This is a genomic window from uncultured Methylobacterium sp., from assembly GCF_964242245.1.
Lineage (GTDB): Bacteria > Pseudomonadota > Alphaproteobacteria > Rhizobiales > Beijerinckiaceae > Methylobacterium.
Window position 1 is genome coordinate 1 of the sequence record NZ_CAXTBY010000121.1, and the last position, 10,733, is coordinate 10,733.

Annotated in this window: 10 protein-coding genes and 3 pseudogenes; 4 read left to right on the plus strand and 9 right to left on the minus strand. The window is 69.6% G+C overall.

Going from position 1 to position 10,733, the window contains the following annotated elements; all coding sequences use genetic code 11:
* Nucleotides 1-265: DUF3072 domain-containing protein (locus ACFE8Y_RS18390; protein ID WP_375465829.1), on the minus strand; the 265-nt coding region annotated here is incomplete at its 3' end.
* 92 nt (nt 266-357) lie between these two features.
* Entirely contained in the window at nt 358-1,245 is an 888-nt protein-coding gene (locus tag ACFE8Y_RS18395) for a branched-chain amino acid aminotransferase (RefSeq protein ID WP_375465830.1), read from the minus strand.
* Between the two features lie 200 nt (nt 1,246-1,445).
* On the opposite strand from ACFE8Y_RS18395, the gene ACFE8Y_RS18400 reads away from it, so the two are divergent.
* Both ACFE8Y_RS18400 and ACFE8Y_RS18405 read left to right on the plus strand, forming a co-directional pair.
* Nucleotides 1,446-1,970 (plus strand): MarR family winged helix-turn-helix transcriptional regulator, encoded by a 525-nt coding sequence (locus ACFE8Y_RS18400; RefSeq protein WP_375465831.1) that lies wholly within the window; start codon nt 1,446-1,448, stop codon nt 1,968-1,970.
* Nucleotides 1,970-2,683 (plus strand): response regulator, encoded by a 714-nt coding sequence (locus tag ACFE8Y_RS18405; RefSeq protein ID WP_375465832.1) that lies wholly within the window; start codon nt 1,970-1,972, stop codon nt 2,681-2,683. The genes ACFE8Y_RS18400 and ACFE8Y_RS18405 overlap by 1 nt, the downstream gene beginning before the upstream one ends.
* A gap of 502 nt (nt 2,684-3,185) precedes the next feature.
* Here the strand turns inward: ACFE8Y_RS18405 and ACFE8Y_RS18410 are convergent.
* The 3 genes from ACFE8Y_RS18410 to uraH all read right to left on the minus strand — a co-directional run bounded on the left by ACFE8Y_RS18410 (nt 3,186) and on the right by uraH (nt 6,389).
* The gene (locus ACFE8Y_RS18410) at nt 3,186-5,132 is read right to left on the minus strand and encodes a potassium transporter Kup (RefSeq protein ID WP_375465837.1); all 1,947 of its coding nucleotides are present in this window, start codon (nt 5,130-5,132) and stop codon (nt 3,186-3,188) included.
* A 220-nt stretch (nt 5,133-5,352) separates the two neighbouring features.
* On the minus strand, nt 5,353-5,976 hold the full coding sequence (gene uraD, locus ACFE8Y_RS18415; protein ID WP_375465833.1) for a 2-oxo-4-hydroxy-4-carboxy-5-ureidoimidazoline decarboxylase: 624 nt from the start codon (nt 5,974-5,976) through the stop codon (nt 5,353-5,355).
* 8 nt (nt 5,977-5,984) lie between these two features.
* Nucleotides 5,985-6,389, minus strand: coding sequence for a hydroxyisourate hydrolase (gene uraH, locus ACFE8Y_RS18420; RefSeq protein WP_375465838.1), 405 nt, complete (start codon nt 6,387-6,389; stop codon nt 5,985-5,987).
* Nucleotides 6,390-6,699: 310 nt separating this feature from the next.
* On the opposite strand from uraH, the gene ACFE8Y_RS18425 reads away from it, so the two are divergent.
* Nucleotides 6,700-8,187, plus strand: a complete 1,488-nt coding sequence (locus tag ACFE8Y_RS18425) for an NCS1 family nucleobase:cation symporter-1 (protein ID WP_375465834.1) — start codon at nt 6,700-6,702, stop codon at nt 8,185-8,187.
* Nucleotides 8,188-8,196: 9 nt separating this feature from the next.
* On the opposite strand, the pseudogene ACFE8Y_RS18430 reads toward ACFE8Y_RS18425, so the two are convergent.
* From ACFE8Y_RS18430 to ACFE8Y_RS18445, 4 genes and pseudogenes are all read right to left on the minus strand, one after another.
* A pseudogene (locus ACFE8Y_RS18430) lies at nt 8,197-9,069 on the minus strand (IS630 family transposase); the annotation flags it as partial.
* Nucleotides 9,070-9,147: 78 nt separating this feature from the next.
* Nucleotides 9,148-9,429, minus strand: coding sequence for a type II toxin-antitoxin system RelE/ParE family toxin (locus tag ACFE8Y_RS18435; protein ID WP_375465835.1), 282 nt, complete (start codon nt 9,427-9,429; stop codon nt 9,148-9,150).
* Nucleotides 9,419-9,667: a type II toxin-antitoxin system Phd/YefM family antitoxin gene (locus tag ACFE8Y_RS18440; protein ID WP_375465836.1), complete on the minus strand. Its 249-nt coding sequence runs from the start codon at nt 9,665-9,667 to the stop codon at nt 9,419-9,421. Before ACFE8Y_RS18440 ends, ACFE8Y_RS18435 begins: the two co-directional genes overlap by 11 nt.
* Nucleotides 9,668-9,689: 22 nt before the next feature.
* Nucleotides 9,690-10,079: pseudogene (locus tag ACFE8Y_RS18445) on the minus strand (aminotransferase class V-fold PLP-dependent enzyme); the annotation flags it as partial.
* A 186-nt stretch (nt 10,080-10,265) separates the two neighbouring features.
* Between ACFE8Y_RS18445 and ACFE8Y_RS18450 the strand changes: the two are divergent.
* Nucleotides 10,266-10,445: pseudogene (locus ACFE8Y_RS18450) on the plus strand (ISAs1 family transposase); the annotation flags it as partial.
* Between the last annotated feature and the right edge of the window lie 288 nt (nt 10,446-10,733).

Below are 10,733 nucleotides of genomic sequence, written 5' to 3' on the forward strand. Positions count from 1 at the left end.
AGCCGTGCCCGGCTTCCTTGCGCAGGGCGTCGATGCGCCGGGAGGCCTCGGCCTTGTCGAGGTCCGGATCGAACGCCTCCGCCTCCTTGGTCTCCTCCGACAGGGTCTTGAGGTAGGAGGCCTGCGCGCCGGTCATCGGCTCGCCGCCGGTGGTCCACTGGTCCGGGTCCTTGATCTGGTTCGAGATATCCTTCGGATCGGTCTTCGGGTTCTCGGTCTTGTTCGAGGTCTTGACGTTCGAGGTCTTGGCGGCGGCCTTGGTCATGGCGGAACTTCCGTTCTTGGAATGTTCCGATCCAACGCGCGTCCGATCGCCGGGGTTCCCCGCCCGGCGAATCGGGCGGGGGACGGGAGGCCTCAGGCGGCGTGGGCCTTCGGCTGCACTTCGGCGAGGTAGTCGTCCATCAGCGTCCTCGTGACGGCGGCCGGGGTGAAGCGGTAGGGGCCGATCTCGGCCACCGGCGTCACCTCCGCGGCGGAGCCCGTGATGAAGCACTCCGAGAAGCCCGCCATCTCCTCCGGGCGGATGCGGCGCTCGGTCACCGGCACGCCGCGGCGGCGGGCCAGGTCGATCACCGTCTGCCGGGTGATGCCGTTCAGGAACCGGTCGGCGGTCGGCGTGTGGATCGCCCCGTCGCGGATGAAGAACACGTTGGCGCCGGTGCATTCGGCGACGTTGTCCTCGAAATCGAGCATCAGGGCGTCGGCGTAGCCCTTGTTCTCGGCCCGGTGCTTCGAGATCGTGCAGATCATGTAGAGGCCGGCCGCCTTCGAGGCGCAGGGCGCGGTGCGCGGGTCCGGCCGCCGGTAATCGGCGATGTCGAGGCGGATGCCCTTCATCTTGGCGGCGGCGTCGAAGTAGCTCGGCCATTCCCAGGCGGCGATGGCGAGGTGGATGGTGTTGCCCTGCGCCGACACGCCCATCATCTCCGAGCCGCGCCACGCCACGGGGCGCAGGTACGCGTCCTGGAGGCCGCTGACCTTGAGGACGTGCGCCTTGGCCGCGACGATCGCGTCGGCCGAGTGGGGAATGGAGAAGTCGAGGAGTTCGGCCGAGCGGCGCAGGCGCTCGGCATGCGCGAGGCTCTTGAAGATCGCGCCGCCGTAGGCGCGCTCGCCCTCGAACACCGACGATCCGTAGTGCAGGCCGTGGCTCAGCACGTGGATCTTGGCCTCCCGCCACGGCACCAGGGCGCCGTCGAACCAGATGGTGCCCTCGCGCGCGTCGAACGGGATGACGGACATGGGGATCTTCCTGGCGTGCCCACCGGGATCGTCGCGGCCCGCGCGGGCTCCCGCGGCGAGGGGGATGTCTGCGAAAAGGGCGGGCGCGATGCGGCTCCGCCCGGCGGGGTTGACGGGTACCAACCGGGCTGAAATATGTCAACGACACTGACTTATATCCGTCGCAGGGTCATCGACCCGACCCGGGACATGGCGCAGACGTGACATCCTCCGCCACGCGCGATCCCCCCCCGGCCGCCGAGGCGCCCCGCGCGCCGAGGCTCGCCCGCCCGAGCGACGACCTGATCGAGCTGCTGTTCTTCGCCTACCGCGACTTCGTCGGCGACCCGGACCGGATTCTCGCCGCCTACGGCTTCGGCCGGGCGCACCACCGGGTGCTGCACTTCGTCGACCGCTACCCGGGGCTGACCATCGCGGAACTCCTCGACATCCTGCGCATCACCAAGCAGAGCCTCAACCGGGTGCTGAAGGACCTGATCGGCCAGGGCTACGTGGCGCAGCGGACCGGCACCCTCGACCGGCGCCAGCGCCTGCTGTTCTGCACCGAGCGGGGCACGGGGCTCGCCGCCGACCTCACCCGCGTGCAGACCGAGCGGCTCGCCCGCGCCCTGGCCGCGCCGGCCGACGGCGACTCACCGGAAGGCTTCCTGATGGGGATGATCGAGCCCGCGGAGCGCGCCGCGATCCGCCGCCTGATGGCCCGCCGCGGCCGGAGCGCCGCCTGATGGCCGCGCACACCCGCGCCGAGCTCTCCGACGGGGCGCCGCACGTCCTCGTCGTCGACGACGACCGGCGCCTGCGCGAATTGCTCGCCCGCTACCTCGCCGAGCAGGGATTCCGCGTCACCGCCGCCGCGAGCGCGGCGGAGGCGCGGGCCAAGGCCCAGAGTCTCGTCTTCGACGCCATGGTGCTCGACGTGATGATGCCGGGCGAGGACGGGTTCAGTTACGCCCGCAGCGTGCGCGAGACCTCGCGGGTGCCGATCCTGATGCTGACGGCCCGCTCGAACACCAACGACCGGGTGATGGGCCTGGAGATCGGCGCCGACGACTACCTGCCCAAGCCCTTCGAGCCGCGCGAGCTGACGCTCAGGCTCACCAACATCATCAACCGCGCCTCGGGCCCCCGCCGGGACACCGGCACCGGCGACGTGGTCACCTTCGGGCCGTTCACCTACCGGATCGAGCGGGGGGAACTCAGGCGCGAGGACGAGATGATCCGCATCACCGAGCGCGAGCGCGAGATCCTGACGATCCTGGCCGGCGCCAACGGCGCCAACGTCGAGCGCGAGGTGCTCGCCGGCAGCGGGGGCGCGGCCGCCGAGCGCACAGTCGACGTCCAGATCAACCGGCTCCGCCGCAAGACCGAGGTCGACCCGGCCAACCCGACGTTTCTCCAGACCGTGCGCGGGGTGGGGTATCGGCTGGCGGTGGATTGAGGGTTGCTCATCGTCATCCTCCCGGCGCCCTCTCTCCCTTCAGCGGACTACCGGCTTCACACATCTCGGCGCTTGACGCGTCGGTGGCCGCGCATCCCCTCGCCCCGCTTGCGGGGAGAGCGCCGCGACGACCCCGTCGTCGTCGTGGGCCAAGGCGGCAGCCGACGGTGAGGGGGCGACACCGGATGCGTCTGGTCCGGCATTGCCCCCTCACCGTCGCTTCGGCTTCGCCTCTCGCTCCCCGGCTGCACGACGGGGTGCAGCCGGGCCTCTCCCCGCAAGCGGGGAGAGGGGACCCGCGCCTCATCCGATCGCGTCGAGAGAGGTGTGCATCCGCTAGAGCGCACGGGAGCGGGTGGCCTGCGAGCTAAGTCGAGCGAGAGGGGCGCGCTGCATCTGGACTTGGCGCTCCCTCTCCCGACCCTCGCGTGAGCCGAGGGCCGCCCTCCCTCGCAGAGGGGAGGAGGGAGGGCGCTCGACCGAACCGCTCGACCCAAAACCCTCAGATCTCGATCTCGGTCCCCACCTCGACCACCTGCTGCGCGGGAATCCCGAAATGCGCCCCGGTACGCTCGGCGTTGCGGTTCATGAAGGCGAACAGGCCCTCGCGCCAACCGGACATGCCGGGGTTCTTCGTCGAGGGGATGATCGCCTCGTGGCCGACGAAGTAGGTCATGTCCTCCAGGAACTCGGCCGGCAGCAGGCCACTCGCCACCGCGCACTGGAGGCCCTCGGGAATCGAGGCCGTCTGCATGAAGCCGTAGCGCAGGACCACCCGCTCCATGCCGGGCGTGTACTGCGAGATCGCCTTGCGGATGCCCGCCGCCACGAGGGTGACCCGGGCGCGTTCGGTCGCGGGGATCACGGGCTCCTCCTCGTAGATCACGGTGATCAAGAGGATGCGCTCGTGCAGGCAGCGGCTGCGCTGGACGAGACGCCCCAGCGCCATCGGGATGCCCTCGGTCGCCCCGGTGAGGAAGGCGGCGGTGCCGGGCAGCGTCACCGGGGGGTGCGAGGCGAGGCGCGCCAGGAACGCGGCCTCGGGCTGGCGCAGGGTCTCGCGCACCGCCTCCAGCAACTGGCGGCCCTTCATCCAGGTCAGCATCAGGAAGGCGACGACGAAGGCGAGCAGCAGGGGGAACCAGCCGCCCTCGAACAGCTTCGCGCTGTTGGCGGCGAAGAACACGAGGTCGATCACCAGGAAGAAGCCGTTGAGCGCGACCACGGCGTAGAGGTTGTAGCCCCATTTCAGCGCCACCAGGGCGGCCAGCAGCGTGGTGATCGCCATCAGCGCCGAGACCGCGATGCCGTAGGCGCCGGCGAGCGCGTCCGACGAGCCGAAGATCAGCACCGCGGCAAGCGTCGCCAGTGCCAGCAGCCAGTTGACCACCGGCACGTAGATCTGGCCGCGCTCGCCCTCGTCGGTGTGCACGACGCGCATCAGCGGCATGAAGCCGAGTTGGATCGATTGCTGGGTCAGCGAGTAGACACCGGAGATCACCGCCTGCGAGGCGATGACGGTGGCCATCGTGGCGAGCGCGATCAGGGGATAGTGCGCCCAGTCGGGCGCGAGGCGGTAGAACGGGTTCTCGATCGCGTCCGGCTCAACGATGAGCAGGGCGCCCTGCCCGAAGTAGTGGATCACCAGCGCCGGCAGGACGAGGCCGAACCACGCGATGCGAATAGGCCGCGCGCCGAAATGGCCGAGATCGGCGTACATCGCCTCGCCGCCGGTGACGGCGAGGAAGGCCGCGCCCAGCATCGCGAAGCTGACGTGCCAGCCGGCGTGGCCGAGGAAGTCGACCGCCCGCCAGGGGTTGAGCGCCGTCAGGATCATCGGCGCGTGCAGGATGCCGCCGACGCCCATCAGCGCCAGGACGAGGAACCAGACCAGCATCACCGGGCCGAACACGCGCCCGATCACGGCCACGCCCTGGCGCTGGACCAGGAACAGGGCGACCAGGATCACGATCGTGATCGGCACGATGAACGGGGTGAGCACGGGCGCGTCGACCTTGAGGCCCTCGATGGCCGACAGCACGGAGATCGCCGGCGTGATCGCGCCGTCGCCGTAGAGCAGCGCCGCGCCGACCAGACCGACGACGAGCAGCAGCGCCTGCCACGAGCCGGGCCGGGCGTGGCGGGTGCCCAGCAGCGCCAGCATCGCGACGATGCCGCCCTCGCCGCGGTTGTCGGCGCGCAGGATCAAGACCGCGTACTTCAGCGACACGATGAGGATCAGCGCCCACAGGATCAGCGAGACCGCGCCAGTCGCCGCCGCCGCGAGCGGAGCGCCCCCCGCGACGCCGGCCTTGACCGCCTCCTTGAACGCGTAGAGCGGGCTCGTGCCGATGTCGCCGTAGACGACGCCGAGCGCGCCCAGCGTCAGGGCCGGGCCGCCGGCGTGGCGGACGGCGCCCGGCTTGCGCGTGACGGGCGCGGCGGGCAGACCGGCTGCGGCGTCCTGATCCTCCGCGAGGCTGACGGCTTGGCTCACGAGGACTCCGCGGAATCGGTCGGATAATCGTTTCGATTCCGTGTGCAAGCAAGGTGCCGTCCGGATGGTTCCCGGTCGTCGGCGCGAGCCGGCACGATGATGCGTGCGACGCGCCCGGACGCCGAGGGCCGGCGCTCGACCGTCGCCGGAGCGCCGGACGGCATCCGGTCCCTCATCCGAACGGCCCGAGCATCCGTTCCAGCCGCAGCCGCGCGATGAGCCCGACCTGTTCGAGGGCCGCCTCCGTCTCGGCGGCGGGCGGGTTCGCGAGCCGGTGCTCGAACGCCGCCACGATCTCGGCCTTGCTCCGGCCGCGCACGGCGATGATGAACGGGAAGCCGAATTTCTCGCGGTAGGCGGCGTTGAGCCGGTCGAACCGGGCGAAATCGTCCTCGGTCAGGGCGTCGAGGCCGACGCTGCCCTGCTCGGCCACCGAGTGGTCCGTCATGCGCTTGGCCCGGGCGTCGGCGCCCGCCAGTTCCGGGTGGGCGTTGAGCAGGCGGCGCCGTGCGTCGGCGGGCGCCGCGCGCACGACCGCCATCATCGCCGCGTGCAGCGCTGCCGGGCTGGCGACGGGGAGCGCGGGAAACGCGCCCTCGGCGACCCAGGGCGCGTTCTCGAACACGCCGCCGAAGGCCGCGACGAACGCGGCGCGGTCCATCGCGTTCACGCGCGCCACGTCGAGGGCGGGGGCCGCCGCTCCGGCCACCGGGCCGCCCCCGCCGGGTGCCCCGCCCGCGCCCATGACCATCGCGGCGCCGAGGAGCGTCGTGCCGAGGAGCGTGAGCGTGGACATGGCGGGCCTCAGCTTCCGCGGTAGGTGGAGTAGCTCCACGGGGTGGTCAGCAGCGGCACGTGGTAGTGCGCCTTGGCGTCGAAGATCGAGAACTGCACCGGCACCGTGTCGAGGAACGGCGGATCGGAGATCTTGGTGCCGATCTTCGTGTAGTACTCGGCCACGTGGAAGACGATCTGGTACTGCCCGACCTTGACCGCCTCGCCGATCAGCAGCGGCTTGTCGGTGCGGCCGTCCGGGTTGGTCTGCGTCGAGGAGACGAGGCGGTAGCCCTCGCCGTCCTTGGCGTAGAAGTCGATCTTCATGCCGCCGGCCGGCCGGCCGCTCGCCGTGTCGAGGACGTGGGTGGTCAGGCGGCCGGTCTCCTCGGCGCGCGCCGGCGCGGCGAGGAGGGCGAGCGCCGAGGCGGCCATCAGGCCGGCGGCGGCGCGGCGCGACAGGGTCTTCTGGGTCATCGGTCGTCTCCCGGGCACCCGCATCCGCGCCTGCGGACGGGATCGACCCGGCCGGCACCCATGCAGCATGCGTGCCTCGGCCGTGCGGCTGCGCCGGCATCGGCACGGGCCTGGACCAGGCGATTCGGTCGGCAAACGGCGACCGGGACGCGCGCTCCGGCCGAAGAACTGGCGCCGGACTTGCCTAACCCAGCAACGGGGCGCGGCGGCATCGTCCGGCAGTCCCCTCGACGCGGCGCACGTCCCGATCGAGCCGAGGGAGACGACCATGTCCGGACACGCGACGCCGCCCGTCCTCGTCGTCACCGGCGCGCACCCGAAGCTCTACAGCCACGATCTCGCGCCGACCGCGCCCGAGGGACGCACCTGGGGCGCGTTCAGCATCTTCGCCATGTGGATGTCGGACGTGCACTCGGTCGGCGGCTACACCTTCGCCGCGAGCCTGTTCTTCCTCGGGCTCACCGGCTGGGAGGTGCTGGCCGCGATGGTGATCGGCATCACCATCGTCTATTTCCTGATGAACCTGATCGGGCGTCCGTCGCTGAAGTACGGAACCCCCTTCCCCGTCGTCGCGCGGATGTCCTTCGGGGTGATGGGCGCCAACCTCGCCGCTGTCTTGCGCGGCATCGTCGGCATCGTCTGGTACGGGGTGCAGACCTACTTCGCCTCGAAAGCGGTGCAGGTGCTGGTGCTCACCTTCTGGCCGGCGGCGGAAGCCTACATCCACGGCAGCTTCGCCGGACTCTCGCCGCTTGGCTGGTTCAGCTTCCTGTTCATGTGGGTGTTCCAGCTGCTGATCTTCCTCAACGGCATGGAGACCATCCGCCGGTTCATCGATTTCTGCGGGCCGGTGGTCTACTTGGTGATGTTCGCGCTGGCCATCTGGATCCTGGCGCAGACCGGCACGTCGAGCCTGTCCCTGCAGCTCGGCCCGCCCGCGGAGGGCTCGACGCTCAAGCACATCGCCAACGCCGCGATGCTGATCGTCGCCTACTTCGCCGCGCTGCTGCTGAACTTCGGCGACTTCTCCCGCTTCGCGCGTGATGAGAAGGCGATGAAGGTCGGCAACTTCCTCGGGCTGCCGGTCAACTTCATCGTGTTCGCGGTCATCACCGTCATCGTCACCGCCGGCACCGTGACGGTGTTCGGCGAGGCGATCATGGACCCCGTCGCCATCGTCGAGCGCATCGGCAACCCGTGGGTGGTGGCGCTCGGCTCGATCACCTTCATCGTCGCGACGATGGGCATCAACATCGTGGCAAACTTCGTCTCGCCGGCCTACGACATCGCCAACCTGAACCCGGAGCGGATCGATTTCCGCACGGGTGGGCTGATCACCTCGGTGCTGTCGGTGCTGGTGTGCCCGTGGCTGTTCGTGCAGAGCCCTCAGGCGATCACGGTGTTCGTGAGCATCTTCGGCGCGATCCTCGGGCCGATGTTCGGGATCATGGTGGCCGACTACTACCTCGTGAAGCGCCAGCACGTGGTGCTGGAGGACCTCTACACCCTGTCGCCCTCCGGCTCGCTGTACTTCGAGGGCGGCTGGAACCGGCGGGCGCTGATCGCGCTGGCCGCCTCGGGGTTCGTCTCGATCGGGCTGTCGCTGGCCGGCGCCTACGCCCTGATCCCGAACGTCGGCGATTGGGGCTGGCTGATCGGCGCGAGCCTCGGGGCGCTGTTCCACGTGGCTCTGATGCGGCGCGTCCCCGCCCCGGCGCCGCAGGCGGCCGCGGCTCAGAGCATTTTCCGGTATTAGGTAGCAAGCTCACCCGAACAAAACCGGCAACGAGACCGAGGCGCAGGCCGACCTAGAGCTGTATCCGATCGAGTTGGATCCTAATGCATCGTAGCCTGGGGCTGCGAGATAGTTGCGGCACTCGTCAGGTGTGAAGGGCTGGAAGGTTTGTTTGATGGCGCTCCAGAGGTCGATAACGGTGCGCGCGGCTTCTGCGCGTAGAGTGGCCTTGAGCTTGGCGAAGGCTTGCGCGATCGGGTTGGAAGTCGGGCGCGTAAGCCGGAAGGTAGAGCAGTCTTGCCCCTGCCGCCTCGATGCGCTCGCGGATGCCCGCGACCTTGTGGGTGGGCAGGTTGTCGAGGACGACCCTGTCGCCTCGCTTCAGATGGGGCCCCCAGGTGTTCTCGACCTCAGTCTGGAAGCGGGCTCCGGTCCTCGGCCCGTCGAGCAGCGCGGTCGCGGTCAAGCCGCTGGCGCGTAGCCCCGCCGTGACCGTGATGGTCTTCCAGTGGCCGAACGGGACTGCGATACGGCAGCGTTCGCCGCGTGGAGCTCGTCCGTAGCGGCGCGCCATCTTTGTGTGGGTCGCGGTCTCGTCCAGGAACACGAGCTTGTCCGGATCGAGATCGCGCTGGCCCTCCAACCATGCGAGGCGGGCCGCCTTCAAATCCTCGCGGTCCTGCTCGGCCGGGTGGCCTGTGTGTTTTCACGCGTGATGCCGTGACGCTTGAAGAAGCGCGACAGGCTGTTTGCCCCCTGGCAGACCCCGCTCGGCCAGCCGCGCGCGCACTTCGCGCAGGAACAGCTCGGGCTTGGCCTCGCGGGCCTGCCCTCGGGGGTCTCCAAGATCAGAGCGGCTTGCGCTTCGATGGCAGGCGAGCGCTGATCGCCGCCCACCGGCTTGGGGCACCGGCTCGATCGCAGCCCAGTCCTTGTCCGTCCGTCCAGGCCTGATCGCGCTCGCCGGCGCTTAGGTCGCCGTCATCGAGCCTCGGCTACCCTGTAGACCGCATTGCGATCGCGCTTGCCGACAGCCACCACGACGACCAGGAGTTGCCGGTCGCGTACTTCGTAGATCAGCCGATATCCCAGGCTTTTCAGCTTGATCTTATACCGGTCCCTGCTGCCGGCGAGCATCGCGGACGGCACCCGTGGTTCCGCAAGCCGCTGCGTGAGCTTTGCCTTGAACTGATCCCGCGTGTTGCTGTCGAGCTTGTGCCATTCCTTCAGGGCAGGGTCGAGGAAGCCGAGTTCATAGGTCACTCAGCGCAACCTTGATGACGGGCTCCCCAGCGCGGGCGTCGGCGATCGCGTTCAGCTCGGCATCCTCCAGACGCTCCATCATCGTCTCGTACATGCGTGCCGGCACGCAGTAGAAGGCAGGCTCGTTCCGGTTCAGGATCGCCACCGGCGCGCCCTCCCCGGCCGCCACGGTACCCATCGGGTTTCTCTTCAGCTCGGATACGCTGGCCGTCATCTCAGCAAGAACGAGGCTCGCCATAGCACTCTCCAGGACCTAGTTATTAGCACCCTAAATAGCACTCGTACCGGCACCCTTCAACAACCATGAGGAGCTGAGCCACGATGATCGGGACGAGGAGCGTGCGAGAGTCCACGCTCTGGCCGAGCGCCTCAAGATCAACGCGTCCCGTCCGATCAACGGGTGCAAGCCGCACCTCAAAGCCGTCGGCAGCGAGCCGCTGCGCCGGCTCAAGGACGGCCTTGTGCTCGATCGCCGAGACCACGATGACCCGTCGCGGGTCACCGTCCCGCAGCGCGCGCCGGGCGCAGCCGAGGAGAGCCAAGTTGTTGGCTTCCGTCGCACCGGACGTGAACACGATCTCCGATGGCGCCGCGCCGATGAGTCCGGCAACGGCTTGCCGGGCGGCGGCGACCTCCGCGGCCGCCCATTCGCCAGCGAGGTGCGGCGAGCCCGCGTTCCCGGGCCACCCTCAGGCCCGAAGCATGGCTTCGCGCGCCTCCGGCGCGAGCAGCGTCGAGGCGAACGTCAAGGTAGATCGGACGATCGCTCACGGCCGCTCCTGTGCTCGCACGCGAGCGTGCTGCCGAGCGCGTGCGTCTTCCCTCTATTACATCACAAGGCTCTGGACGTGACCGCGACCGAGGCGATGCTGGGCGACTGGGTGCGGGGTGCCGGCGCGCCCGGTCACGGGGCATTGGACGGCAAGCGACTGCGCGGGTCTGCCCCCGGTGGCCACGACGGCAGCGAGGGCGTGCATCTCGTGGCGGCGTTCGCCAACACGCTCGGTGGCGTGATACAGTTTCCGACTGATTGGTTCGGGGGGCGGCGCGCCCCGTAACCCGCGCGTCCTTCCCTCTCCCCTCTGCGGGAGAGGGTGGCCCGCGAGCTAAGTCGGGTGAGGGGAGCGCCGGGTCCGGATACGGCGCTCCCCTCACCCGACCCTCGCTCACGCGAGGGCCACCCTCCCCCGCTAAAGGGGGAGGGAGCGCACGCAACCGAGCTCATCACCCGGAAACCGTATGATCGGGCGTTGCAGGTCGCGCCGGACGGCAACGAGATCACCGCGGCCCTGGCCCTTCTCAAG